Genomic DNA, 25,312 nt, shown 5'->3' with positions numbered 1-25,312 from the left:
GGAGGGAGCGTCCCGCTCCCGACCGGGCCTATTCATTGTGGCGCGAGACGATGACGATAGACAAGGTTCCGATGACGGTGCGCGGGTTCGCTGCGCTGGAAGCCGAGCTGAAGCATCGCCAGCAGGTGGAGCGTCAGCGCATCATCCAGGCCATCTCCGAAGCGCGGGCGCTCGGCGACCTCTCGGAGAATGCCGAGTATCATGCCGCCAAAGAGGCCCAGTCCCACAACGAGGGGCGGGTGATGGAACTCGAGAGCATGATCGCCCGGGCCGAGGTCATCGACGTCACCAAGCTGTCGGGCACCAAGATCAAGTTCGGCGCCACGGTGAAGCTCGTCGACGAGGATACCGAGGAAGAGAAGACCTACCAGCTCGTCGGCGAGCCTGAGGCCGATGTCCGTTCGGGGCTGGTCTCGATCACCTCCCCCATCGCCCGCGCCCTCATCGGCAAGGGCGTCGGGGACACGGTGGAGGTGACGACCCCCGGCGGCGGCAAGTCCTACGAGGTCGTCGCGGTCCAGTACGGCGTTTGACGCCCGAGGCTTCGAGCATGCGCCAGACCGTATTTCGCCGGTCCGTCACGGGCCGGCGGCGGGCATGGATCGGCCTCGTCGCCGTCCTGGCCATGGCGTCCCCTGCCCTGGCCGAGGGTCTGTCGTCCTTCGGCGCCACGCGGCTGTCGGCGATCCGCGTCGATGTGGGACCGCTCCTGGCGGAAGGCGGCGGCGCCCCGGCGGAAGCCTTGCGTGACGATCTCCTCGGCGCGCTGAACCGCGAGTTCGCGGACAGGATCGGGGGCGCCGGACCGGTTCTGGTGGTGAGGATCAAGAGCCTGTCGCTCCGGCCCTATACCGGGAGCGAAGGAGGCCGCAGCGGCTTCGGCGGCGGCTCGCAATCCGATTATCTCGACGGGGAAGCCCTGATCGTCGGTCGACGCGGCGAGGTGCTGGCCCGGCATCCGCAGCTCTCCGCGCTGCCGTCGAGCTCGGGCGGGGCGTGGTACGATCCGGATTCGGAACGTCGCCGCGTCGCCGCGATCGCACAGCATTATGCCGGCTGGCTGCGCCGGGCATTTCCGTCGAACTGACGCCGCCATGTCGATATCGGGAGCGTCCGGCGTGATGCGATCTGCTGGAGAGAAACTCGGCACCGGCCATGCCCCCGATCTAGCTCATGTGGGAGCGTGGATCGTCACCGATGGCAAAGCCGGTGACGAGAACCAGTGTATCGGCCTCGCGGAAACCCTCGGCCTCGATTTCGAGATCCACCGCGTCACGCCCCGTCCCCCCTTCGGCTGGCTCGCCCCTTGGGGACCGATCGACCCGCGCGACCGACCCGGTCATCGCGGCGGCGCCCTGGCCGGCCCGTTTCCCGAGATCGTGATCGCCTCGGGACGCCGCGCGGTTCCCTATCTCCGCGCGATCCGCAAGGCGTCGAAGGGCCGGACCTTCACCGCCTTCCTGAAGGATCCCCGGACGGGCCACGACACCGCGGATTTCATCTGGGTGCCGGATTACGACGACCTTCGCGGGCCTAACGTGTTCACGACCCTGACGGCGCCGCATCAGGTGACGGCGGCGCGGCTGGCGGCGGCGCGCCGTTCCCCCGACCCGCGCCTGATGCAACTGCCGAAGCCTCGCGTCGCGGTGCTGATCGGCGGCGACAGCCGCCATCTCAGCTATCGTTCCGCCGACATGAAGCGGCTGCTAGCCAAATTGACGAAACTCGCCGATGGCGGATCGTCGCTCATGCTCACGGTGTCCCGCCGGACGCCGCCTCCCCTGCGGACGGCGCTCCAGCGCCTTGTCGCGGAGAAGGGCGGCTTCTTCTGGGACGGCTCGGGGGCGAACCCCTACGTCTCCCTGCTCGCCCTCGCCGACGCCATCGTGGTCACGTCGGATTCGGCCAACATGGTGGGAGAAGCGGTGAGCAGCGGTGCGCCGGTGCTTCTCTTCGATCTCCCGAAGACCTACATCCGGCACAGGCGGCTCTTTGCCGGACTGGCGATGGCGGGCGCCCTGAAGCCCTTCACCGGTCGTCTGGAAGAGTTGCATTACACCCCCCTCGACGCGACACCGGCCATCGCGGAAGCTCTGGCCCGTGCCTTTGTCGAGCACCGCGCCGGGCTGGCACCTGCGCCGCGGCCGTAGGAGACGTCCGAACCATGGCCCCCCACCATTCCAAGCTCATCATCATCGGCTCAGGCCCCGCCGGCTACACCGCCGCGATCTATGCCGCCCGCGCCATGGTCGAGCCGCTGCTGATCTCCGGCTTCCAGCCCGGCGGCCAGCTCATGATCACCACCGATGTCGAGAATTATCCGGGCTTCGCCGACCCGATCCAGGGTCCGTGGCTGATGGAGCAGATGCGGCTCCAGGCCGAGCATGTGGGCACCAAGATCGTGTCCGAATACATCACCAAGGTCGATCTGCAGGCGCGACCGTTCCATCTGGAGGCGGATTCCGGCGAGACCTACACCTGCGACGCCCTCATCATCGCCACCGGCGCTCAGGCGAAGTGGCTCGGCCTTCCCTCCGAGGCCAAGTTCCAGGGCTTCGGCGTCTCGGCCTGCGCCACCTGCGACGGGTTCTTCTTTCGCGGCAAGGAGGTGGTGGTCGTCGGCGGCGGCAACACCGCCGTCGAGGAGGCGCTCTATCTCGCCAACCTCGCCGCGAAGGTCACGGTGGTGCATCGCCGGGGCGAGTTCCGTGCCGAGCGCATCCTCCAGGAGCGCCTGTTCAAGCATCCCAACGTCGAAGTGGTCTGGCATCACGCGATCGAGGAGATCTGTGGCACCCAGTCACCGCCTTCGGTCACGCATCTGCGCCTGAAGGACGTGCGCTCGGGCGCGATCACGGAGCTCAAGACGGACGGCGTCTTCGTCGCAATCGGGCATCAGCCGGCGACGGGGATCTTCGAGGGACAACTCGCCATGCGTCACGGCGGCTACATCGAGACGAAGCCGGGCACGACGGAGACGGCGATCCCCGGCGTCTATGCCGCCGGCGACGTCGCTGACGATGTCTACCGGCAGGCGATCACCGCGGCAGGAATGGGCTGCATGGCGGCTCTGGAGGCCGAAAAGTACATCGCGGCCCTCGAACTCGGCGAAACCCCACAGCAGGCTGCAGCGGAATAGGGAAATCTTTGTTCGGCGCCTTGCGTCGGGCATCAACCTAATCGCAAGATCGTTGTCCTAAAACCAGCACGAGCCGAGTTTCATCGGCTCGGCGTCCCATGTTGCCCGGCCGAACCGAATGAAACGGCGGCCGGGCACGCCGAGACACGGCAAGGGCCGATGCCTGACCGTACAGGGTCCGGCATCGGGCGACCGGCTATCGGCACGGGGCTGCGTGAGGGGGTTGGACGCCGTGGACTGGGACAAGATCCGGATCTTCCTCAACGTCGCCGAAGCCGGCAGCTTCACGCGTGCCGGCGACGATATCGGCCTGAGCCAATCGGCGGTGAGCCGGCAGATCAGCGCCCTCGAGCGGGAGTTGAAGGCCCCTCTCTTCCACCGCCATGCGCGGGGCCTCATCCTGACCGAGCAGGGCGACCTGCTATTCCGGGCGGCGCGGGACATGAAGCTGCGCCTGGAGAACACCAGGGCGCGTCTCGTGGAGACGAGCGAGCGGCCGAGCGGCGACCTCAAGGTGACGACGACGACGGGCCTCGGCACCTCGTGGCTCGCCCAGCGCGTCGCCGAGTTCCTCGACCTCTATCCCGACGTGCGCGTCGAACTCATCCTCACCAACGAGGAACTCGATCTCGCCATGCGCGAAGCGGACGTCGCCGTCCGGATGCGGCGCCCGGCCCAGCCCGACCTGATCCAGCGGCGGCTGTTCACGGTCCACTACCATGCCTTCGCCTCGGCCGATTACGTGAAGCGGTTCGGCGAACCCAAGGCGATCGCGGATCTCGACAACCACCGCCTCGTGTCCTTCGGCGGCAACGAGCCGTCCTACCTGCTGGCGACCCACTGGCTCTCGACGGTGGGCCGCGAAGGCCAGGAACGGAGGACGATTCACTTCACGGTGAACAACATCGCGGCCCTGCAGAACGCGATGGAGACCGGTGCCGGCATCGGCATCCTCCCCGACTACGCCGTGGAGGGGCAGACCGGCCTCATGCAGGTGCTGCGCGACGTCGAGATGCCGCATATGGAGAGCTATCTCGTCTATGCCGAGGAGATGCGCTCCGTCGCCCGGGTGCAGGCTTTCCGCGACTTCCTCGTGGCCAAGGCCCAGCGCTGGACCTATTGACCGGAAGCCCGCTCAGACGAACAGGCGCTCGTTCTCGAGACCCTTGTAGAGCCCGGCCACCTGCTCGCCGTAGCCGTTGTAGATCAGTGTGGGCACTCGCTGGTCGGTGCCCAGCACACGCTCCGAGGCCTGGCTCCAGCGCGGATGTGAGACCGCCGGGTTCACGTTGGCCCAGAAGCCGTATTCCGAGGCCTGGAGTCCTTCCCAGAAGGTCTTCGGCCGCTCGGCGACGAAGGACAGCTTCACGATCGACTTCACCGATTTGAAGCCATACTTCCACGGCACCGCGAGGCGGATCGGCGCGCCGAACTGATTGGCCAGCGGCTTGCCGTAGATGCCCGTGGCGATGAAGGCGAGATCGTTGTTGGCCTCCTCCATCGTCAGCCCTTCCACATAGGGCCAGGGATACAGGAACGAGCGCTGGCCCGGCGCCATGGACTTGTCCATGAAGGTTTCCATGCGGAGGTACTTGGCCCCCGATGCCGGCTTTGCCAGGGCCACGAGCTTCGAGAGCGGGAAGCCCGTCCAGGGCACCGACATCGACCAGGCCTCGACGCAGCGGTGGCGGTAGAGGCGCTCCTCAAGGGTCATCTTGCGGACGAGATCGTCGATCCCGATCTCGAACGGCTTCTCGACCAAGCCGTCGATCTTGAGGGTCCAGGGCCGGGTCTTCAGGGCGTTGGCCGCCGGCAGCACGGTCTTGGACGTACCGAACTCGTAGAAGTTGTTGTAATCCGCCGAGAACTTCTCGGCCGTCAGCGGACGGTCCAGCGTATAGGCCTCGTTGCGCGCGGCCGGGTAGAGGCCGCTCGTCGGGTCGGCGGCGGCGAAGGCGCCCTCGACGCCCACGAGGGACGTCGCGGCGAGGCCGGCGGCGCCGCCGAGCAAGGCGCGGCGGTTCAGGAACACGCTCTCGGGCGTGGCGAGGCGCTCAGGCATTTCCCAGCCGCTACGGCGCTTGATGTACATGTGGCGTCCTCGAACAAGGATAGGGATGGCCGCGCAGGGCGGCCTCGTCCCACGAAGATCGGCCCCGCCGCCCATCCGTGCAAGCGGGGCCTATCGTCACCGTTCGGCGAGACGCCGTCGCCGGTTACATCGGCGGGCTCGTCAGGGGCGCGGCGCCGCGTCGCGCAGGGCCCGGCGCAGCACCTTGCCGACATTGGTCTTCGGGAGCGCGTCGTGGAAGACCACGCGCCTCGGCACCTTGTAGCCGGTGAGCTGCTGGCGCGCGTAGGTCCGCAGCGCCTCGACGCCGACGCTGCTGTCCTTGAGCACCACATGCGCGACGACCATTTCGCCGGTCTCCTCGCATGGCGTGCCGATAACGGCGCATTCGAGCACGCCGGGATGGCCGACGAGGATCTCCTCCACCTCGTTCGGATAGACGTTGAAGCCCGAGACCAGGATCATGTCCTTCATCCGGTCGACGATACGCACCTGCCCGTCCGCCTGGAGGATTGCCACGTCGCCGGTGCGGAAATAGCCGTCACCGGTCGTCGCCCGCGCGGTCTCGTCCGGCCGCTTCCAGTAGCCCGCCATGACCTGCGGGCCGCGCACGCAGAGCTCGCCGGGCTCGCCCGGTAGGACGTCCCTGCCCTCGGCATCGCGGATCGCCACATCGGTGGAGGGAACCGGGAAGCCGATCGTGCCGGTCCAATCCGCCCGAGGGTCGTTCACGCAGACCACGGGCGAGGTTTCGGAAAGCCCGTAGCCCTCGACGATGGACTTGCCCGTGATCGCCTTCCACCTGGCCGCCACGGGAGCCTGCACGGCCATGCCGCCGGCGATGACGAAATGAATCCTGGAGAAATCCACCTCCGCGATCTTCGGATGGTTGTTGAGCAGGTTGAACAGCGTGTTCACCCCGGAGAAATGGGTGAAGCGGTTGCCCTTCAGGGTCTTCACGAACCCGTCCACGTCGCGGGGATTGGGAATGAGCAGGCAGCATCCGCCGATGCTCATGAACAGGAAGAAGCATCCGGTGAGGGCGAAGATGTGATAGAGCGGCAGGGCCGTGACCATCACCCGGTCGACCCCGTCGGTTTCCGACACGCAGAACCAGACCCGGCACTGAGCCACGTTGGCGACGACGTTGGCATGGGTCAGCATGGCGGCCTTGGCGGCGCCCGTCGTCCCCCCCGTATATTGCAGGAACGCGAGGTCCTGCGGCCCGACCGACACCGACGCTTTCGGCAGGCTTCGGCCGCGGCGCAGGACCGTCTCGAAGCGCAGCGTCTTGCCCTCGGGCAGACGATAGGGGGGCACCGCCTTCTTGATGTGGCGCGAGACGAGATCGACGATCCGCCCCTTGAGGCCGAGCCCGTCGCCCGGTCCGGCGACGACGATGCGGTCGAGATCGATATCGGCGCCCGCGCTGGCGACGGTATGGGCGAAATTCTCGAGGACGAAGAGCGCCCGAGCCCCCGAATCGTTGATCTGAACCGTCAGTTCGCGCGGGGTGTAGAGCGGGTTGACGTTGACCACGACGCAGCCGGCCAGGAGGATCCCGTAGATCGCCGCCGGATAGGCCGGCACGTTCGGCATCATCACGGCGATCCGGTCGCCCTTGTCGAACCCTTCGGCAACCAGCCAGGCCGCGATCGCGTCGGCGGAGGCGCCGAGTTCGGCATAGGTGATGGACTTGCCGAAACAGCGGATCGCCGGGCGGGCGGCACATTCCGTCGTGCTGAGGCGCAGGATGTCCACGAGGGTGCGCGGGCTGGCGACGTCGATCTCGGCGGGTATGCCGGGCGGATACATGGAGAGCCATGGGCGCACGGAAACCGGCCCGGGGGCCGTGCCTTGGATCATCTCGATCCTCCCTCTGATGTGCGCGGCAGATTGTTATCCGCGCAGCGGCTTGGTGCCGCGTTCGTTCATATGTAAACTATCTTTTCGACGACTCTGTCACCGGATCAATCCGCAACGGAGAGTGTATCGGGTTTCTTCCGACGCGATCTGTCACGAAGCGCCAGCCAGACCAGTATGGCATGAGGCAGAAACGCGGCGAGAACCAGAGACATGCCCATCCCTGCCTCGCCGGCCGACATTGCGCGGCGGGGCCATGGCCCGAAACCGGCCGGATGGGCCTGCCCGATCACCGCGAAGGCGAACCACAGGGCGAGAAAGCCCGTTCCGCAGCGGAAGAGACCGATCGCGAGGCGGCGGCCCCATGACGGGGCGGACGCACCACCGCCGATCAGAATCCGGCTCACGGCCAAGGCCGACCCGAAGACGAAAGCCGACGCCGCGGCGCCGATCGCTAAGGCGGCATTCATGGGCTGGTAGGTGAGGAAGGTCATGCCGCCGGTGGCGAAGCCCGCCCGGAGAACGAGACCGCCGAAGGTCGGATAGAGGCCGAGGGCGAGGAGCAGCGCGGCCCCCGCCAAGGCCCCGGCGATGCGCCTGGGCAGGGACGCCGTGCCCGTCGCCGCCATCGCGACGATCCGCGCGAGAGCGTAGATCAGCGCGAAGGTGAAGAGCGGGTATTGCAGCAGGAAGAACCCGTAGAACCGCGCCGCCAGATCGGGCGGCAGCGCCGAGGCCTGGCTCAGGCCGGCGAGGGCCGTGGCGCAGACCGCGAGCACCGCAGCGATGACCGGAAGTGCCGCAGCCATGACAGACAGTATCGCGGCTGTGGGAGGAGAGGCGGCGGCCGGGACAAGCACCGCGGACGCGCCGCCGGATGCCATCACGCCTCGTAATTGTCGCGCACGAGCCGGTCGAGGAGACGCACACCCCAGCCGGCGCCCCAGCTCCGGTTGATCTCGCTGGGGCTCGACGACATCGCGACACCGGCGATGTCGAGATGCGCCCACGGCACGTCGTTGACGTAGCGCTTGATGAAGGAGGCGGCGGTGGCCGCGCCGCCATGGCGCCCGCCGGTGTTCTTCATGTCGGCGAACTTCGAGTCGATGGCCTTGTCGTAGGCCGGGATGAGCGGCATCCGCCACACCGCCTCGCCGGTGGCCTCGCTGGCGGCGGCGATCTTGGCGGCGAGCGCATCGTCGTTGGAGAACATGCCGGCGATGTCCTGGCCGAGGGCGACGATGATCGCCCCGGTGAGGGTCGCCAAATCGATCATGAATTTCGGCTTGTAGGCACTCTGCACATGCCAGATCACGTCGGCGAGGACGAGGCGCCCCTCGGCGTCGGTGTTGATGATCTCGATGGTCTGGCCGGACATGGAGGTGACGATGTCGGCCGGGCGCATAGCGTTGCCGTCCGGCATGTTCTCCACGATGCCGATGGCGCCGATGGCGTTGACCTTCGCCTTGCGCGAGGCAAGCGCGAACATCGTGCCCACGACGCAGGCGGCGCCGCCCATATCGCCCTTCATGTCTTCCATGCCGCCGGCGGACTTGATCGAGATGCCGCCGGAATCGAAGCAGACGCCCTTGCCGATGAAGGCGATCGGCGCTTCCGAGGCATCGTCGCCGCCGTTCCAGCGCATGACGACCACGCGGGCCTCACGCGTCGAGCCCTGCGCGACGGCGAGGAGCGCTCCCATGCCGAGGGCCTCGAGCTTGCCGGGACCGAGAACCTCGACCTCGACGCCGAGCTTGGTCAGTTCCTCGGCGCGCCGCGCGAATTCCTCGGGATAGAGAACGTTCGGCGGCTCGTTGATGAGTTCACGCGCCAGGAGGACGCCGCCGGCCACGGCCTCCGAGACCTTGGAAGCCGCCTCCGCCGCCGAGGGATCGGCGACCATGAGGGTGAGCGCGGTGACGCGGGCTTCCTCGCCCTCCGGCTTCTTCTTCGTCTTGTAGCGGTCGAAGCTGTAGACGCGCAGACGCGCGCCGAGGGCGAAATCGGCGGCGTTCGCGGGGCTCACCGAGGAGCCGGGCCAATCGAGGGCGACATGGGCCTGGCGGCCGCTCACCTTGCTGGCCGCATAGCCGCCCAGAGCCGGCCAATCGATCTTGGCGCGGTCCTTCTCCGAACCGAGGCCGATGACGAGGAGCCGGTCGGCATCGATCCCGGCGGGGGCCGGGAGTGCCAGGGACGTCAGCGACTTGCCCTTGAACCGCTCGCTCGCGGCGGCGCGCGCCAGCAGGTCGGCCGCGCCGCGGCCAAGGGCCTGCGCGACCGTGGGCGAAAGCGCCAGATCATCTCCGACGAAGAGAACGATGTCGCCGTGGCCGACCGGGCCGAGCGGCCCGAATGCGATCGTGATACCGTCCGCCATAAGTCACGCTTTCCGAAGGTCTGAATTGGTCCGTGCGGCCCGACACACGGCGCCGCGACGCTCCCTGTGTACCCGTTGATGCGAAGAACGCAACGCGATCCGGCCGCCGCGAAAGCGCCTGATTTGAAGCGCCCCAAGGCGATCGACATCGGTGGACGGGTGCGATGCCGGGGGGCATGAGGAAGGCCCGTGGGACGCGTCCCACGCAAGCCGCGCGTAAGGCCCGCCACGAGATCCGATGACGCAGATCGAGCGCTACATATTCAGGATCGCGGCCGGGGCCTTCCTCGCTTGCCTGATCGGCCTCACGGGCACGATCTGGGTGACGCAGGCCCTGCGCGAACTCGACCTGATCACGGCCAAGGGCCAGACCCTCATCGTCTTCTTCCTGATCACCGGATTATCGGTGCCGACGCTGATCACCGTGATCGCGCCCGTGGCCCTGTTCATCGCCGTGGTCTACGCCCTGAACCGGCTGAACGGCGATTCCGAGCTCATTGTCATGTCGGCGGCCGGCATGCAGCCGCGGCGCATCCTTCGCCCGTTCCTCACACTGGGGCTCATCGTGAGCGCCGGCGTCGCCTTCCTCACCATCCAGGTGATGCCGTCCTCGTTCCAGGAACTGCGCGACGTGCTGACCCGCGTGCGCGGCGACTTCATCGCGAACGTGGTGAAGGAGGGCCAGTTCACCGAGCTCGACAGCGGCATCACCTTCCATTTCCGCGAGCGCGGCCCGGGCGGAACGCTGCAGGGCATCTTCATCCAGGACAAGCGCGAGGCCGGAAAGACGGTGGTCTATCTCGCCGAGCAGGGTCAGGCTGTGGATTACGAGGGCCAGAGCTACCTCGCCCTTGAGAAGGGCAGCATCCACCGGCAGCAGAAGGATTCTCGGGATTCCTCGATCATTACCTTCGAGCGCTACACGGTGGACCTCGCGGCCTTCACCCCCCCGGACGGCGAGACCGTCTACAAGCCGCGCGAACGGTCGACGGCGCAGCTTCTCTTCCCCGATACGACCGAGACCTATTACCAGTCGCAGAAGGGCCGCTTCCGCGCGGAAGTGCACGACCGGCTCTCGGCCTGGCTCTACCCGCTCGCCCTGACCCTCATCGCTTTCGCGGCACTCGGCGACCCGCGCACCACGCGCCAGGGGCGCGGCCTCGCCATGGCGGGCGCCGTCGTCGCCGTCATCGTCCTGCGCATCGCGGGCTTCGCGGCCAGCAGCGCGGCGGTGCGAAGCCAGGGCGCCGTCGTCGCGATCTACGCCGCCCCCGCCCTGGCGCTGGCGATTTCCTGCCTGATCGTCTTCAACGGTGCCGCGGTGCGGGACTGGAACGCGCGCGTCTCCAGGACCCTCTCGAATCTCGGCCGCGCCGTGATGCGTCGACCGCGCCTCGGCGACGGGTGAGGACGCCGCCATGATGATCGGCTTCACCCTCGGACGCTACTTCGCCCTGCGCTTCCTGCGCACGGTGCTCGGCGTGTTCATCACCGTCTTCGCCTTGGTCTACACGCTGGATTTCGTCGAATTGCTGCGCCGGGCGGGCGACACGGAGGGCGCGTCCACAAGTTTGATGGCGCAGCTCTCGCTCTATCGCACCCCGGCGGTGGCCGAGGGCGTGCTGCCCTTCGCGATCCTGTTCGGCTCCATGGCGGCGCTGCTCCAGCTGTCGCGCAAGCTCGAACTCGTGGTGGCGCGGGCCGCGGGCATCTCGGCCTGGCAGTTCCTCCAGCCCGGCATCCTGGTGGCGCTGGCCATCGGCGCCTTCACGGTGGGGATCTACAATCCGGTCTCCGCCGCGATGAAGCAGCGATCCACCGAAATCGAGGCGAGGATCTTCGCGAAATCCACGAAGGCGAATTCCGGCAAGGACCTGTGGATTCGCCAGAACAGCCTCGACGGCCAGGCGATCCTGCGTGCCGGGACGGCGATCGAGGGCACGACCACCCTGGCCGGCGTGTCGGTCTATACGTTCGACGAGGCCGGGGTCTTCGTGTCGCAGATCGAGGCCGCGCGCGCGACGCTGCATGACGGATACTGGACCCTCCAGGACGCGCGGCTCCTCACCAAGGGCCAGCCTCCCGAGAGTTACGACACCTACATTCTCGCCTCGAACCTCGACGCCGGACAGGTGAAGCAGCGCTTCACACCCCCGGAATCTGTGCCTTTCTGGCAACTGAACGAGACCATCGCACGCACGGAGAGGGCGGGGTTGGATGCGACGCGCTACCGACTCCAGTATGATGTCCTCATGGCGAGGCCCGTTCTCTTCGTTGCCATGGTGCTCGTGGCAGCCAGCGTTTCCTTAAGGTTCTTCCGCTTTGGTGGAGTGGGCAAGCTTGTGCTTGGCGGTGTGGCGGCGGGGTTCTTCCTCTACGTCGCGCGGCAGGTCATGGAAGGCCTCGGCGCATCAGGCATCGTGTCGCCCCCGGTGGCGGCATGGTTCCCGGCCGTGGTAGGGAGTCTTCTCGGTACGCTCACGCTTCTCTATCAGGAGGACGGCTGATGCCGTTGTCGGTGACGGGACGCGAAACGAGGCCGAGGCAGAGGTTGGGACACGGGTTGCGTACAGTCTCCGACATCGCGAAGCTCGCCGGGTTGCTGGCGTTCGTCTCCGGCGCCGCGCTCACGCTCGGCTCCGATGGTGCGAGCGCGCAGGCTGCCGGCCAGAGTGACAGGGGCCAGGCCCGCAAGGCTGCGGCGCCCAAATCCGCTGTGGCACCCAAGGCCGCCGCGCAGCCCGCTCCTGCCCCCACGGGCAAGCCGGCCGAGCGGCTCCTCGTCGAGGCCGCCGAGCTGATCTACGACAACGACAACAACACCGTCACGGCGCGCGGCAATGCCGAGCTGCATTACGGCCCGCGCACCCTGCAGGCCGACCGCGTGCGTTATGACAGGGCCAGCAGCCGCGTCTTCGCCGAGGGCAACGTCCGTCTCACCGACGAGACCGGCGCCGTCGTGACCGGCGACACGATGGAACTGACGGACGATTTCCGGAACGGGTTCGTCGACGCCCTGCGCATCCAGCAGACCGTGGAAATGCGGGGCCAGCCGGTGCGCACGCGCTTCTCCGCGCCGCGCGGCGAGCGGGTGGACGGCGAACAGACGACCTTCGAATCCGGCACCTACACCGCCTGCGAGCCGTGCAAGAACAATCCGGAGACGCCGCCCCTGTGGCAGGTACGCGCCGCCAAGATCATCCACAACAACGAGACCCACACGATCGGGTTCGAGGAATCGACCCTTGAGATCGCCGGTATCCCCGTCGGTTACCTGCCCTATTTCGAGGCGCCGGACCCGACGGTGAAGCGCAAGACCGGCTTCCTCACGCCGCGCTTCATCACCTCCACCGCCCTCGGCAGTGGCATCTCGACGCCGTTCTTCATCAACGTCGCGCCGAATTTCGACATCACCCTGACGCCGTCCTTCCTGAGCGAGCAGGGTATCCTCGGCCAGGGTGAGCTGCGTCACCGGCTCGACACCGGAACCTATACCATCCGCGCCAGCGGCATCTTCCAGACGACGCCCAGCGCCTTCCTTCCCGGGCCGCTCGGCGCGGGAGACCGCGACTTCCGTGGTTCGATCGAGACCACGGGCCAGTTCTACATCAACGACCGGTGGCGCACGGGCTGGGACGTGGTCGGCGTCACCGACAAGTGGTTCCTCGACAATTACCGCGTCCGCAATTCGAGCATCACCACGGATTATTTCCGTGAGGCGGTCTCGACGGCCTACCTGATCGGCCAGGGCGACCGCTCCTGGTTCGAGGCGCGCGCCTACTATTTCAAGGGTCTGTCGAGCTACGATTGGCAGAAGGAGCAGCCGGTCGTCGCGCCGGTGATCGATTACGACAAGCGCATCAACGGTCCGGGCTTCCTCGGCGGCGAAGTGCGTTTCGAGGCCAACATCACCCATCTCGACCGTGAAGCCACGGATTTTCAGGCGATTCCGCGCACGGGCTCCTACTACTTCAATCCCACGGTCAACGGGACGACCTACTCGCTCTACGAGACCTGCACCACCTTCACGCGCAGCACCTGCATCATCCGCGGCCTGTCGGGGAGCAACACCCGCGCATCCGCGCAGCTGTCATGGCGCCGGACCTTCATCGACGATGCCGGCCAGGTCTTCACTCCGTTCGCCTATCTGCGCACGGACGCCTTCTTCGTCGATCCGCGCAATTCCGGCTATCAGAACGCCCTCGCGCAGACGATCAGCACCACGGATTCGGATTTCTCAGGGCGGGTGATGCCGGCGGTGGGTCTCGATTACCGCTATCCCTTCGTGAGCAATTTCGGCCCCCTCGGCGTCCACACCCTCGAACCCATCGCGCAGGTCGTGATCCGTCCGAGCGAAACGCATATCGGCCGCCTGCCCAACGAGGACGCGCAGAGCCTCGTCTTCGACGACACGTCGCTGTTCGAGTGGGACAAGTTCTCCGGCTACGACCGGGTCGAAGGCGGCGTCCGCACCAATCTCGGCGCGCAATACTCGGTGGTGACGCCGTCGGGCTGGTACGCGAACGTGATGTTCGGCGAGTCCATCCAGGTCGCCGGGGTCAACTCGTTCCGTCGGGGCGATCTGGCCAATGTCGGCCTCGATTCCGGCCTGGAGCGCCGGGAATCCGATTATGTCGGACGCTTCCAGCTCTCGCCCAACCAGAACATCAGCTTCGTCACCCGTGCGCGGTTCGAGCAGCGGGACTTCACCGTCAACCGCCTGGAGACGGGCGTCATCGCGCGCCTCAACCCCTTTGCGCCCATCGACCTGTCGATGTTCTATTCCTACTACGCCGCTCAGCCGCTGCTCGGTTTCAACAACCGCAGAGAGGGCCTGACCGCCTCGGCGACCTACCACATCACCCCGAACTGGTTCGTCACCGGCTCGGCCCTGGTCGATCTCACGCACTATCTCGACGTGCGCGATAATTTCGCCAACGCTTACACATCCTATCTCGCCAATCCCGTGGGCGCGGCGCCGGTCTATACCAATCCCGGCCGCGCCAACCTCGCCGGATTGAGCATCGGCGGCGGTTATCAGGACGAGTGCACCACCTTCTCGCTCAACTACATCGTCTCTCCGACGGCCGCGGCCCTCGGCGTCACGGAGCGCAACCGCACCGTGCTGCTGCGCGTCGAGTTGAAGACCCTCGGCGAAGTCGACCTGCGCCAGAACGTCAACATCGCGAGCACGGCCGACGGCATCGCGGCGACCCGGTGAGATCGGGCGAGAACCCGGCCTCGCCTTCTTCCGGCGACGACAGCAGGCCATGACGGTGCACAGACCCATTGCGCTCACGATGGGCGATCCCGCCGGTATCGGGCCGGAGATCGCCCTCATGGCCTGGCTGGCCCGGGACGAAGGGGCCGGGCTTCCGCCGTTCTTCCTCATCGGCGATCCCGATTTCATTGAGGCGCGGGCGAGCAGCCTCGGCTTTCAGGTGCCGGTGGCGGAGGTCGGACCCGATCTCGCGGTCGAGGTCTTTCCCCGCGCGCTCCCGGTCATGCCCCTGCCGAGCGGCACGCGTGTCGGCGCCGTGGCGGGACGGCCGAGCGCGGCCGATGCCGGTGCGACCCTCGAATCGATCATGACGGCTGTCGGTCTGGTCCGGTCCGGCGAAGCGATCGCCCTCGTCACCAATCCGATCGCGAAATACGTCCTGACCAGCGTCGGCTTCGCCTATCCCGGCCATACGGAGTTCCTGGCTGCCCTGGCGGCAGAGCCCGGCAAGGCCGCGCCGCTCCCCGTGATGATGTTGTGGAGCGAGACGCTGGCCGTGGTGCCGGTGACGATCCACGTCGCCCTGCGCCGCGTGCCCGATCTGTTGACGCAGGACCTCGTGGTCCGGACGGCACGCATCGTGGCGCGGGACCTGACGGAACGCTTCGGCATCCCCCATCCCCGCCTCGTCTTGTCGGGGCTGAACCCCCATGCGGGTGAGGCCGGCACGATGGGGACGGAAGACCGCGACGTTCTGGAACCCGCCGTGGCGCAGCTCCAGGACGAAGGGATCGACATCAGAGGCCCGCTTCCGGCGGATACGCTGTTCCATCCCCGCGCCCGGGCGGCCTACGACGTCGCGCTGACGCCGACCCACGACCAGGCCCTGATCCCGATCAAGACCATCGCCTTCGACGATGGCGTCAACGTCACGCTGGGTCTGCCCTTCATCCGGACCTCGCCCGATCACGGCACCGCCTTCGACATCGCGGGCAAGGGCGTGGCGCGGCCGGACAGTCTGATGGGCGCCCTGCGGCTCGCCGCCAGACTCGCGGGGCAACAGGCATGAGCGAGGACGGACTTCCCCCCCTGCGCGAGGTCGTGCTGAAGCACGATCTCGCGCCGAAGAAGGCGCTGGGGCAGAACTTCCTGTTCGACCTCAACCTCACCGGGCGGATCGCCCGCGCCGCCGGCCCGCTGGAAGGGGTCACGGTGGTGGAGGTGGGGCCGGGCCCCGGCGGCCTGACCCGCGCCCTCCTCTCTGCCGGTGCCGCCCGCGTGGTCGCCATCGAGCGCGACCCCCGCGCCCTGCCGGCGCTGGCCGAGATCGCCGCGCATTATCCGGGCCGCCTCGACGTGGTCGATGCCGACGCGCTGAAATTCGATCCGCGCCCCCTCGTCGGTGAAGGAAAGGTGCGGATCGTCGCCAACCTTCCCTACAATGTCGGAACCCCCCTGCTGACGGGCTGGCTCACCGAAGCCGCCTGGCCGCCATGGTGGGACTCGCTCACGCTGATGTTTCAGCGCGAGGTCGCCGAGCGGATCGTCGCCGACGAATCCGACCGGGCGAATTACGGGCGCTTGGGCGTCCTGTGCGGCTGGCGCACCGAGGCGAACATCCTGTTCGACGTGGCGCCCTCGGCTTTCGTGCCGCCACCCAAGGTGACATCGAGCGTCGTCCACCTGCGGCCGAGGCTTGCCCCCCTGCCCTGTTCGGTGACGGCACTCGAACGGGTGACGCGGGCGGCGTTCGGCCAGCGCCGCAAGATGCTGCGCCAAAGCCTGAAAGCGGCAACGCCCGACCCGGCGCGCCTGCTTGACGCGGCGGGGATCCCCGAGACGGCCAGGGCGGAAGAGGTGCCAGTCTCGGGCTTCGTCGCGATGGCACGGGCGCTGGACTGAAGCCCGCCCGGACGACGACGCCGTGTGGTTGTCCAGGCGGGGCCGCCGCAGGGGCGACGGCCGGAATCGTTCAGAACTTGCCGAGCATCGGGAAATCGACGTTCAAGGCCGATTCGGCGGCCAGCGGCGCCTCGCGCCGGCGCGGCTTGCGGTTGATCACCTGTTTCAGCTTCGATTTCAGCACGGACATGTCGAACGGCTTCAGGATGAAGGCATCGGCGCCGGCCTGGTGCGCGAGGTTGATGTCCTCGAAATCGAACGACGCCTCGGTGAGGATGAAGGGCGTGTTCATGAGCGCGTCGTCGCCGCGGATCTCGCGCAGGAGCGTCAGCCCGTCCATCGGCTCCATCATCAGGTCCGAGATCACAAGGGCGTATTTGCGCTCGCGCAAACGCTCCAGCGCTTCGGGACCGCTGGTCACGCCGTCGACATCGGGGAAACCGATCCGCGTCATCAGCAGGATGACCAGCTTCAGCAGTTTCTCCTGATCGTCGACGATCAGGATCGGTGGGGTCTCACTCATGGGCTTTCGAAGCTCAAAGTCGGATATCCGACATCAGGAAGGCTGGGACGCAGCATCAGACGAAGAGATGGTCGATGCCCTGTTTGGCCAGCGATTCGGCCTGCAGGGCAACGGCGAGAGAATGGATCACCCCGCCTTTCGGAGTGCCGCGCTGAAACATCGGCAGCAGGCCGGCCTTCTGGAAGATCGCGTCGTTCGCGGGGTTGCGGATGACGGTCACGAACGAATTGACGAATTCCCGCTTCACGATCTCGCGCCACTCGACGATCTGCACGTCGCGATGCCGGGTATCGTTGCTGATCCGTCCGAACGTGTCGTTCACGGAGGTGCGCTCGCCTTCGATGATCTGGGCGGCGAAATTCTGCTCCACCAGCAAGAAGCTCGTGATGACGGAGAATTCGTTCTTCTTCTGCGCCTGCCGCGTGATCTCGCCGAGTTGGCGAGTACGGCCCGCCGCATCGGCGGCCAGATTGAGGCGCGAGAAATAGATGAGATGGACGAGGGTCGTCCGCTTGCTCTTCATGATCCCTCTCCGCTGCGCCAACGGCCCGACGATAACCGACCTGGGCATAACGCTGGGTAAACGACGCCGGCACTCTATCACGAAACCGGCAAAAGCTGCCGGGGCATTCCAGGCAAATGTCGGTTCTTGCCGGCCATCTAAAGAACTAATCTTGTATTTTCAATGAGTTAGATTTGGCATCCCGCTTGCGGATGATGGCATGAACCGATCTCGGTCCACATCATTTTCAACAAAGGTTGCCGGTCATGGATGTGTTTTCCGCGTTACAGACGGCGGTCTCGGGCATGAAGGCCCAGGGCTTCTCCCTCGAGAACATCTCCGGCAACATCGCCAACTCGCAGACCACGGGCTTCAAGCGGGTCGATACCAGCTTCGTCGACCTCGTCGCCGAGCAGGCACCCAGCCGTCAGGTCTCCGGCAGCGTCAGGGCGAATTCCGTCCTGACCAACTCGATCCAGGGCAACATCATCGCGACCGAGACACCGACCAACATGGCCCTGAACGGGCCGGGATTCTTCGCCGTGCAAACGAAGGCCAGCGACGTCAATGGTCAGACTTCGTTCTCGCCGGAAAATCTCTATACGCGCCGAGGCGATTTCAAGACAGACTCGGAAGGCTATCTGCGTAATGGCGGAGGAGCTTATCTGACAGGAAGCAATATCGATCCCATCACAGGCAACGCCGGGAGCGAAGGCCCTATCCAGATTTCGCAACGGCCAATCCCTGGCAAGGCAACGGGCACGATCAGCTATGCTGCGGATCTTCCAAAAAATCCCGCCAACACTTTGGTTGGAACAACCTTTTCTGGCACAGCTAGCCCAATTATTCTGACGGGCACCGGGAATGGAACTGTTCCTGCGGGCACGGATGCAAACAAACTCATGAATGGCAGTATCACAGGACCAATATTGCAGATATATTCAGCCAGCGGGGCACCTGTACAACTCAATACCGTATGGTCGAAAGTTCAAGACGCAGTTCCAGCGAAAACGACTACGAACGCCGATGGCACTAAGACTGAATTTCCTGCTAAGAATGCCGTCTGGAATCTATTCTATGCCAACGACACTACAGTTGACAGAGGAAAGTCGTCATGGACGAATGCAGGAACAGCGTTCGAATTCGATGCGGGTGGTACGCTTGTCGAGCCAGATACGGGTTCCATTACGCTCGCAGAGCCGACGATTGATGGTGTGAAGCTTGAATCTATTGCTATCAATTATGGAAAAGGTTTGTCATCCTTCGGCGACAAAAACATAGCAATGTCGGAGCTCAAACAGGATGGATTTACATCAGGTACATTCAAAGACAGCTACATTACCGAGAGTGGTGAGGTCGTTGCCAGTTATAGTAATGGCAATACTATTACCGTTGCAAATATCAAGGTGGTGCAATTCACAAACCCCGATGGACTGAAGGCGGATTCGTCAGGCAATTATCGTCAGACGCTTGATTCCGGAGTCCCGGTCACGGGCCTCAATGGCACGACGATCGAAGGCCAGAACATCGAGCAGTCGAATACGGACATTGCGAGCGAATTTTCTAAGATGATCGTAACCCAACAGGCCTATTCTGCGAACACGAAGGTCATCTCGACCGCGCAGGACATGATGTCCTCGTTGATCAATATCATCCGCTGAGTTCCGAGGTTTCCGGTGACGTAAAGGGAGGGCAAGCGTGTCGTTATCAGCCCTGAACACGGCCATGGCCGGCCTGAAGACCACTCAGGCCGCCATCGGCATCGTCTCGCAGAACATCGCGAATGTCGGCACCACCGGCTATGTCAAGCGCTCGCTCGACACTGTCGCGCAGGGGCCCGGCAATTCCGGCGTTGCCCTCGGCACGATCGACCGGGTCTTCGACGAGAATTCGTTGAAGCAGCTGCGGCTGGAGACGTCCGGCGCGTCCTATACGGGCATGATGGCGGACGTCCGGACCCAGCTCGACAAGCTCTACGGCACGCCCGGCACGACGAGCGCCCTCGACGGGGTGATGAACAGCTTCACCCTGGCGCTCCAGACCCTCGGCGCTGCCCCGGACTCCGCGCCCGCCCGCTCCGGCGTGGTCGCGGCGGCATCGAACCTCGCGACGAAGATCGGAAGCATCGCGGAGGGGGTCCAATCCCTGCGCACCGCGACCGAGAGCCAGCTCTCCAACGATACGTCGGCGGCGAGCGGCCTGCTCTCGTCCATCGCCCAACTCAACGTCAAGATCGCGGCCACCAGCGACGATGGGTCCAAGGTCGCCCTGCTCGACCAGCGCGACCAGGCCCTCAATTCCCTCTCCGGCTATCTCGACGTGCAGGCCTCGGTGCAGCGCGACGGGACCGTCACGGTCATGACCAATTCCGGCATGACCCTGGTGGACCGGGCCAGCGCGGCGAGTTTGAGCTTCGACGGCCGCGGCACGCTCGGTCCAGAGGACAGCTACTCCGCGGACCCGGCCCAGCGCGGCGTCGGAACCATCACGGCGACCACGCCGGGCGGCGGAACGATCGATCTGGTGGCCTCGAACGCGATCCGCTCGGGCTCGCTGGCCGCCGGAATCGAGCTGCGCGACACGGTTCTGCCCCAGGCCCAGCGCCAGCTCGACGATCTCGCGGCGGGCCTGTCGCGGTCGCTGTCCGATACGTCGGCGGTGGGCACGCCCGCCTCCACGACGACCGGAGCGGGTTTTGACATCGACCTGACCGGCCTCAGCGCCGGCAACGCCATCACGATCAGCCTCAAGGATGACAAGGGCGCCCAGCGCAACCTGATCCTGGTTCCGTCCAAACTGAATCCGCCGGCCGCCGTGAACCGGACCGATGTCGCCGACCCGCTGGCGACCATCGTGCCGTTCACGCTGGAGAGCGACCCGGCCAAGCTCGGAGCCTCGATCGCCGCTGCCCTCGGCTCGTCATTCACCGTGACGTCCAACGGCACTGTCGGCAAAGAAGGCGCGGTCAGAATCCTGACCCCGGCGAACGGGACCACGACGATCCAAGGGATCAGTGCGAGCGTCACCCAGTCGAAAACGGCCGACGACGTGACGAACGGCAAGCCGCAGATCCCGCTCTTCGTCGATGGCGGCGGCCAGGCCCGTCTCTTCACCGGCTCGTTCGATGGCGGCTCGCAGCTGACGGGCTTTGCTCAACGCATCGCCGTGAACCCGGCGGTGGCGGCGAAGACCGAATCGCTGGTGAAGATGTCGTCATCCACTCCGGCCAACGACGTATCGCGACCGCAATACCTCCACAACGCCCTCACGACCGCCAACCGGACCTTCTCGGCGGCGAGCGGAATCGGCGGCATCAGCGCCCCCTTCACGACCTCGGTTCAGGACTTCACCCAGAAGATCATCGACGCCCAGGGCGCCGCCACCGCGACCGCACAGTTTCTCGACGAAGGGCAGAGCATCGCTCTGGCGACGGCGCAGAGTCGGTTCGCGGGCACATCCGGCGTCAAGATCGACGAGGAGATGTCGAAGCTCGTCGGGTTGCAGACGGCTTATACCGCCAATGCCCGCGTCCTCACAGCCGCGCGCGACATGCTGGACACGCTTCTCCGGATCTAGAGATTCCTCACGGACTTCCTGTCCGTGAGGTTGCTCCAGGTCTTCTTTCCGCATTTCGTTCTTCCGAAACGTGGGCTCCACGGTTCGGGTCACTTGTCCGGCGTCTTCCAACGGTCATACCCGTGAAGACCCTTTCGCCGAGGTCACGATGACGATCAGCGCCTTCACGGCAGGCACCTATTTTCAGGATCGCAACACAGCGAATCTGGTCAGCCAGAAGGCGCGCCTCGATGCGTTGACGACCCAGCTCAGCACCGGACGCAATGCAGAGACGTATGGCGGCATCGGCTCTGCGCGAACCACCAGCCTCTCTGCCCATGCCTCGCTCAGCGCGCTCGATGGCTACGATGCCGCGATCAACGCGAACACCACGCGGGTGACGGTCGCCAGTTCGGCGGTGACACAGCTCTCCAACCTCAGCGGCATCGTCCAGGGTTCGTTGAATAGCGGGTCGATCGCGTCCGGTTCGAACGCCGTGCAGGTAGCCAGGAACAGCCTGGACGCCGCCGTGGACGCCTTGAACCAGGACGTCGCCGGCAATTACATCTTCGGCGGTCGTGATTCCGACGCCCCACCCGTCGCCTCGTCGGATGCGATCCTCAACGGCGTGCCCAGCCGCAACCTCGACGGCCTCAAGACCGTGGTGAGCGAACAGATCGCCGCCGATCTCGGCCCGAACGGCAATGGCCGCATCGCCACGAGCGTGTCGGGCTCCACCGTAACGGTCAGCGAAGAGGGTACCGGCGTCGGAGGCACGGAGGCGCGTGCGAATTTCGGCTTCAGCCTCGTCTCTGCGGCGAGTTCGAACCCGGCGGCCATCACGGCGGGGCCGATGACGGCGCGCACGAACCCGGACGTCACCTTCTCCGTGGCCAATGCGCCGGCGGAAGGCGACCGCATCCGCGTGGCGATCAACCAGCCCGACGGAACCCAGAGTTTCACCGACCTGATCGTCACCGCCAATCCTCCGGCGGATTCCACCAACACGATCCCGCTCGGTACGGCCGCCCAGACCGCCGCCGCCCTCACGAAGAGATTCGAAAACCAGCCCGTTGCCAGCATCCAGGGCAAGGCCTCCCTCGGGCTCGCCGCGAATTTCGGCGCCGGCACGCCGGCTTCGGTAGAGCTCAATGTGAAGACCCCTCCGGCGGCGGGGGACACGCTGACCTTCAAGCTCGCGCTTCGTGACGGCACCACGCAGACGATCACGCTGACCGCGAAGGCGAATGCGGATGCGAAATCCACCACCGAGTTCTCGCTGACCGGTGACGTCGCCGCCAACATCTCAACCGCCCTGTCGAACGCGCTGAAGGAGACGGCGGGGACGACCCTCTCGGCGAGTTCGGCGTCGCGCGCCACCCAGGATTTCTTCGCCGGGTCGAAGACCGAGGGTCTTGCGCCGCGCCGCGTATCGGCGGACGGGAACGGCTACGCGGAAGGAGCCAGCGCCACGACCGTCATCTGGTACACCGGCGACGATACCTCCACCGATCCACGGGCGACGGCATCGGTGCAGATCGGCTCGGACCGAAAGATCGGCATCGGAGCCCAGGCCAACGAGGCGCCGATCCGCGCGGTCCTCGCCGGGATCGCGCAGGTCGCGGTGCAGAGTTTCACCACCACGCAGACCGGAACGTCGGAGGCGGCACGCTACCTCGCCGTCGCGGAACGCTCACGCTCGGTTCTCACCTCCACCAACGGGCGCGAGGGATTACAGGCCATCGCCAGCGATCTCGGCCTCGCGGCCAAGACCATGACGGAGACGAAGGCCGACAACCGCGCCGCCAGGGCCACCCTTCAGGACAGTCTCGACGGTGTCGATACGGTCTCCCTCGAGGAAGTGACAGCGAAGCTCCTGGCGCTCCAGAACCAGCTTCAGGCGAGCTACCAGGTGACCTCGATGCTCTCGAAGCTGACGCTGACGAACTACCTCTCCTGAATCAGGCCGCCGCCAGGCCGCGCTGGCGCAGCAGCGGATCGATGCTCGGCAGGCGGCCGCGGAAGGCGGTGTAGGCCTCGCCGGGGTCGCGCAGGTTTCCGGCCCCGTAGACGAACTTGCGCAGGCGCGCGGCCGTCTCGGGGTGGAAGATGTCGCCGGCCTCGCGGAACGCGTCGAACGCATCCGCATCCAGCACCTCGGACCAGAGATAGCTGTAATAGCCGGCGGCATAGCTGTCGCCCGAGAAGATATGCGCGAAATGCGGCGAGCGGTGCCGCATGGAGATCTCCGCCGGCATGCCGATGCGCTGCAGGGCGTCGGCCTCGAAGGCCAGGACGTCGAGCCCGTCCTCGCCGCCGCTCGACAGATGCAGCGTCATGTCGACGATCGCCGAGGCGGTGTACTCGATGGTGGCGAAGCCCTGGTTGAAGGCCCGCGCCGCGAGCATGCGCTTGAGCAGGTCATCCGGCATCGGCTCGCCGGTGCGGTAGTGGCGTGCATGGGCGCGCAGCACTTCCGGCTGTTCGAGCCAGTGCTCGTAGAGCTGCGAGGGCAGTTCGACGAAATCGCCCGCCACCGCCGTGCCCGCGAGAAGCGGGTAGGTCACGTCGGAGAGGAGGCCGTGCAGGGCATGGCCGAACTCGTGAAACAGGGTGCGCGCGTCGTCGAAGGACAGAAGCGGCGTCTCGCCCGCCGGCGCCTTGGCGAAGTTCATCACGTTGACGATGATCGGCGTGATCGGGCCGTTAAGCCGCTCCTGTGAGCGGAAGGCACTCATCCAGGCGCCGCTGCGCTTCGACGACCGGGCGAAGTAATCGCCGAGGAAGATCCCGACCTCCGATCCGTCGGCATTGCGCACCGTCCAGGCCCGCACGTCGGGATGGTAGCGGGGGAAGTCGGTGAGTTCCTCGAAGCGCAGGTGGAACAGGCGCGAGGCCGTGTCGAAGGAGGCCGCGATGACGCCGTCCAGGGGCAGGTAGGGCTTGATCTCGCCCTCGTCGAGATCGTGCTCGGACCGCCGGAGCTTCTCCGCATAGTGGCGCCAATCGTGGGCGCGGATGGCGAAGTCGGCCCCTTCCGCCGTCGCCAGCGCCTGGAGCCGGTCGCGTTCCGCGCCCGCACGGGCATGGGCGGGCGTCCAGACGTTGCGCAGGAGTTCCATCGCCGCGTCCGGCGAGCCGGCCATGGTGTCGGAGAGCTTGAAATGAGCGAAGCTGTCGAAGCCGAGGAGCCGGGCCCGCTCCGCACGGAGGGCGACGATCTCGGCGATGATCCCCTTGTTGTCCGTGGCGCCCCCGCTCTCGCCACGGCGGGTCCAGGCCTCGTAGGCCTTCTCGCGCAGGTCACGCCGGGTGGAGAAGACCAGGAACGGCTCGATCAGCGAGCGCGACAGGGTGATGACGTGACCGTGCTCGCCGCCCCGGTCCTTGGCTGCGCTGGCGGCAGCCGCCCTCAGGAATTCGGGCAGGCCGGCGAGGTCCGCCTCACCCTTGAGGGGGAGGATGAAGGCGCTCTCATCGGCCAGCAGGTTCTGGCTGAACGTCGTCCCGAGCTCGGCCATGCGTCCGGCGATCTCGGCCATCCGCGTCTTCGCCTCGGGAGCGAGATCGGCACCGGCGCGGCGAAAGCGTGTGCGGTAGCGGTCGAGGACGCGCCGCTCTTCCGAGCCGAGCGTCTCCGCATCCGCGTCGACGGCGGCGATGCGCGCCCAGAGCCGGGAATTGAGGTAGATGGCGCTGCCGTGGCGGGCGAGACGCGGCGTGATCGCCCGCTCGACGGCCTGGAGGTCCGGGCTGGTGTTGCTGCCGCTCAGGTTGAAGAAGACGGAAGCGACGCGGTCGAGATCGAGGCCCGCGCGCTCCATCGCCTCCACCGTGTTGGCGAAGGTCGCCGGCTCCGAAGACTCGGCGATGGCCGCGATCTCGGCATCGTGCGAATCCAGGGCCGTCTCGAAGGCGGGCAGGAAATGCTCCGGCCGGATCCTGTCGAAGGGCGGCAGGCCGAACGGCGTGTCCCATACAGGCTCAGCGAACGGTCCGATGTCCCGGATGGTGGTGCTCGTCATGGTCGTCCTTCGAAGTCGTGCGCCGCTGGCTCGGCCGGAACGTAGCCATCGGAGGGAACGAGCGCAAAGTCCCCGCGTGGTTTTGCGGTGACATGCGCGCGCCTGTGGACGGCATCTGCGGGACATCATCG

20 protein-coding genes are annotated in these 25,312 nt (G+C 66.3%); 13 read left to right on the top strand and 7 right to left on the bottom strand.

The window, feature by feature from the left end; translation table 11 throughout:
- The first annotated feature begins 56 nt into the window (after positions 1-56).
- The 5 genes from greA to ASF08_RS18100 all read left to right on the top strand — a co-directional run bounded on the left by greA (position 57) and on the right by ASF08_RS18100 (position 4,262).
- Positions 57-533 (top strand): transcription elongation factor GreA, encoded by a 477-nt coding sequence (gene greA, locus ASF08_RS18120; RefSeq protein ID WP_187273304.1) that lies wholly within the window; start codon positions 57-59, stop codon positions 531-533.
- A 17-nt stretch (positions 534-550) separates the two neighbouring features.
- On the top strand, positions 551-1,087 hold the full coding sequence (locus ASF08_RS18115; RefSeq protein ID WP_056148102.1) for a hypothetical protein: 537 nt from the start codon (positions 551-553) through the stop codon (positions 1,085-1,087).
- A gap of 34 nt (positions 1,088-1,121) precedes the next feature.
- Positions 1,122-2,150, top strand: a complete 1,029-nt coding sequence (locus ASF08_RS18110; protein WP_018044855.1) for a mitochondrial fission ELM1 family protein — start codon at positions 1,122-1,124, stop codon at positions 2,148-2,150.
- Positions 2,151-2,164: 14 nt separating this feature from the next.
- Entirely contained in the window at positions 2,165-3,139 is a 975-nt protein-coding gene (trxB, locus tag ASF08_RS18105; protein WP_056148101.1) for a thioredoxin-disulfide reductase, read from the top strand.
- Positions 3,140-3,371: 232 nt separating this feature from the next.
- Positions 3,372-4,262 (top strand): LysR family transcriptional regulator, encoded by an 891-nt coding sequence (locus ASF08_RS18100; protein ID WP_026176123.1) that lies wholly within the window; start codon positions 3,372-3,374, stop codon positions 4,260-4,262.
- Between the two features lie 12 nt (positions 4,263-4,274).
- Here the strand turns inward: ASF08_RS18100 and msrP are convergent, their stop codons facing one another.
- The 4 genes from msrP to ASF08_RS18080 all read right to left on the bottom strand — a co-directional run bounded on the left by msrP (position 4,275) and on the right by ASF08_RS18080 (position 9,453).
- Complete coding sequence (msrP, locus tag ASF08_RS18095; protein WP_056148098.1) at positions 4,275-5,231, bottom strand: protein-methionine-sulfoxide reductase catalytic subunit MsrP; 957 nt, start codon at positions 5,229-5,231, stop codon at positions 4,275-4,277.
- Positions 5,232-5,372: 141 nt separating this feature from the next.
- Complete coding sequence (locus ASF08_RS18090) at positions 5,373-7,076, bottom strand: AMP-binding protein (protein ID WP_056148095.1); 1,704 nt, start codon at positions 7,074-7,076, stop codon at positions 5,373-5,375.
- Between the two features lie 104 nt (positions 7,077-7,180).
- The gene (locus ASF08_RS18085) at positions 7,181-7,882 is read right to left on the bottom strand and encodes a hypothetical protein (protein WP_162238972.1); all 702 of its coding nucleotides are present in this window, start codon (positions 7,880-7,882) and stop codon (positions 7,181-7,183) included.
- A gap of 74 nt (positions 7,883-7,956) precedes the next feature.
- Positions 7,957-9,453 carry a leucyl aminopeptidase gene (locus ASF08_RS18080; protein WP_018044861.1) on the bottom strand — a complete coding sequence of 499 codons (1,497 nt, stop codon included), beginning with the start codon at positions 9,451-9,453 and terminating at the stop codon, positions 7,957-7,959.
- 238 nt (positions 9,454-9,691) lie between these two features.
- On the opposite strand from ASF08_RS18080, the gene lptF reads away from it, so the two are divergent.
- Genes lptF through rsmA form a run of 5 tightly spaced genes read left to right on the top strand, consistent with a single transcriptional unit; the run spans position 9,692 to position 16,576 of the window.
- Complete coding sequence (gene lptF, locus ASF08_RS18075; protein ID WP_056148089.1) at positions 9,692-10,861, top strand: LPS export ABC transporter permease LptF; 1,170 nt, start codon at positions 9,692-9,694, stop codon at positions 10,859-10,861.
- Between the two features lie 10 nt (positions 10,862-10,871).
- Positions 10,872-11,960, top strand: a complete 1,089-nt coding sequence (gene lptG, locus ASF08_RS18070; RefSeq protein WP_018044863.1) for an LPS export ABC transporter permease LptG — start codon at positions 10,872-10,874, stop codon at positions 11,958-11,960.
- A 56-nt stretch (positions 11,961-12,016) separates the two neighbouring features.
- The gene (locus tag ASF08_RS18065; protein WP_056148086.1) at positions 12,017-14,674 is read left to right on the top strand and encodes an LPS-assembly protein LptD; all 2,658 of its coding nucleotides are present in this window, start codon (positions 12,017-12,019) and stop codon (positions 14,672-14,674) included.
- A gap of 49 nt (positions 14,675-14,723) precedes the next feature.
- Complete coding sequence (pdxA, locus tag ASF08_RS18060) at positions 14,724-15,743, top strand: 4-hydroxythreonine-4-phosphate dehydrogenase PdxA (protein WP_056148083.1); 1,020 nt, start codon at positions 14,724-14,726, stop codon at positions 15,741-15,743.
- Entirely contained in the window at positions 15,740-16,576 is an 837-nt protein-coding gene (rsmA, locus tag ASF08_RS18055; protein WP_056148080.1) for a 16S rRNA (adenine(1518)-N(6)/adenine(1519)-N(6))-dimethyltransferase RsmA, read from the top strand. Before pdxA ends, rsmA begins: the two co-directional genes overlap by 4 nt.
- A 70-nt stretch (positions 16,577-16,646) precedes the next feature.
- Here the strand turns inward: rsmA and ASF08_RS18050 are convergent, their stop codons facing one another.
- Positions 16,647-17,099: a response regulator gene (locus ASF08_RS18050; protein ID WP_056148076.1), complete on the bottom strand. Its 453-nt coding sequence runs from the start codon at positions 17,097-17,099 to the stop codon at positions 16,647-16,649.
- A gap of 55 nt (positions 17,100-17,154) precedes the next feature.
- Positions 17,155-17,622 (bottom strand): BLUF domain-containing protein, encoded by a 468-nt coding sequence (locus ASF08_RS18045; protein WP_018044868.1) that lies wholly within the window; start codon positions 17,620-17,622, stop codon positions 17,155-17,157.
- 245 nt (positions 17,623-17,867) lie between these two features.
- Between ASF08_RS18045 and ASF08_RS18040 the strand changes: the two genes are divergently transcribed.
- From ASF08_RS18040 to ASF08_RS18030, 3 genes are all read left to right on the top strand, one after another.
- Positions 17,868-19,262, top strand: coding sequence for a flagellar hook protein FlgE (locus ASF08_RS18040; protein WP_056148812.1), 1,395 nt, complete (start codon positions 17,868-17,870; stop codon positions 19,260-19,262).
- A 37-nt stretch (positions 19,263-19,299) separates the two neighbouring features.
- Complete coding sequence (gene flgK / locus ASF08_RS18035; RefSeq protein ID WP_056148073.1) at positions 19,300-21,177, top strand: flagellar hook-associated protein FlgK; 1,878 nt, start codon at positions 19,300-19,302, stop codon at positions 21,175-21,177.
- Between the two features lie 148 nt (positions 21,178-21,325).
- Positions 21,326-23,116: a hypothetical protein gene (locus tag ASF08_RS18030; protein WP_056148066.1), complete on the top strand. Its 1,791-nt coding sequence runs from the start codon at positions 21,326-21,328 to the stop codon at positions 23,114-23,116.
- Position 23,117: 1 nt separating this feature from the next.
- Here ASF08_RS18030 and ASF08_RS18025 read toward each other — a convergent pair whose 3' ends face one another.
- Positions 23,118-25,181 carry a M3 family metallopeptidase gene (locus ASF08_RS18025; RefSeq protein WP_056148062.1) on the bottom strand — a complete coding sequence of 688 codons (2,064 nt, stop codon included), beginning with the start codon at positions 25,179-25,181 and terminating at the stop codon, positions 23,118-23,120.
- Positions 25,182-25,312: the final 131 nt, after the last annotated feature.

The sequence above is a fragment of the Methylobacterium sp. Leaf85 genome (genome assembly GCF_001422125.1).
Lineage (GTDB): Bacteria > Pseudomonadota > Alphaproteobacteria > Rhizobiales > Beijerinckiaceae > Methylobacterium > Methylobacterium bullatum.
Note: the sequence above shows the minus strand (reverse complement) of the source record. Positions and strands in the feature narration are given on the sequence as shown.

Excerpts from the sequence above, each read along its gene's own strand:
- ASF08_RS18115 (WP_056148102.1), top strand. The coding sequence starts at position 551 with ATGCGCCAGACCGTATTTCGCCGGTCCGTCACGGGCCGGCGGCGGGCA.
- ASF08_RS18110 (WP_018044855.1), top strand. The coding sequence starts at position 1,122 with ATGCGATCTGCTGGAGAGAAACTCGGCACCGGCCATGCCCCCGATCTA.
- trxB (WP_056148101.1), top strand. The coding sequence starts at position 2,165 with ATGGCCCCCCACCATTCCAAGCTCATCATCATCGGCTCAGGCCCCGCC.
- msrP (WP_056148098.1), bottom strand. The coding sequence starts at position 5,231 with ATGTACATCAAGCGCCGTAGCGGCTGGGAAATGCCTGAGCGCCTCGCC.
- ASF08_RS18090 (WP_056148095.1), bottom strand. The coding sequence starts at position 7,076 with ATGATCCAAGGCACGGCCCCCGGGCCGGTTTCCGTGCGCCCATGGCTC.
- ASF08_RS18085 (WP_162238972.1), bottom strand. The coding sequence starts at position 7,882 with ATGGCTGCGGCACTTCCGGTCATCGCTGCGGTGCTCGCGGTCTGCGCC.
- ASF08_RS18080 (WP_018044861.1), bottom strand. The coding sequence starts at position 9,453 with ATGGCGGACGGTATCACGATCGCATTCGGGCCGCTCGGCCCGGTCGGC.
- lptF (WP_056148089.1), top strand. The coding sequence starts at position 9,692 with ATGACGCAGATCGAGCGCTACATATTCAGGATCGCGGCCGGGGCCTTC.
- lptG (WP_018044863.1), top strand. The coding sequence starts at position 10,872 with ATGATGATCGGCTTCACCCTCGGACGCTACTTCGCCCTGCGCTTCCTG.
- pdxA (WP_056148083.1), top strand. The coding sequence starts at position 14,724 with ATGACGGTGCACAGACCCATTGCGCTCACGATGGGCGATCCCGCCGGT.
- rsmA (WP_056148080.1), top strand. The coding sequence starts at position 15,740 with ATGAGCGAGGACGGACTTCCCCCCCTGCGCGAGGTCGTGCTGAAGCAC.
- ASF08_RS18050 (WP_056148076.1), bottom strand. The coding sequence starts at position 17,099 with ATGAGTGAGACCCCACCGATCCTGATCGTCGACGATCAGGAGAAACTG.
- ASF08_RS18045 (WP_018044868.1), bottom strand. The coding sequence starts at position 17,622 with ATGAAGAGCAAGCGGACGACCCTCGTCCATCTCATCTATTTCTCGCGC.
- ASF08_RS18040 (WP_056148812.1), top strand. The coding sequence starts at position 17,868 with ATGGATGTGTTTTCCGCGTTACAGACGGCGGTCTCGGGCATGAAGGCC.
- ASF08_RS18030 (WP_056148066.1), top strand. The coding sequence starts at position 21,326 with ATGACGATCAGCGCCTTCACGGCAGGCACCTATTTTCAGGATCGCAAC.
- ASF08_RS18025 (WP_056148062.1), bottom strand. The coding sequence starts at position 25,181 with ATGACGAGCACCACCATCCGGGACATCGGACCGTTCGCTGAGCCTGTA.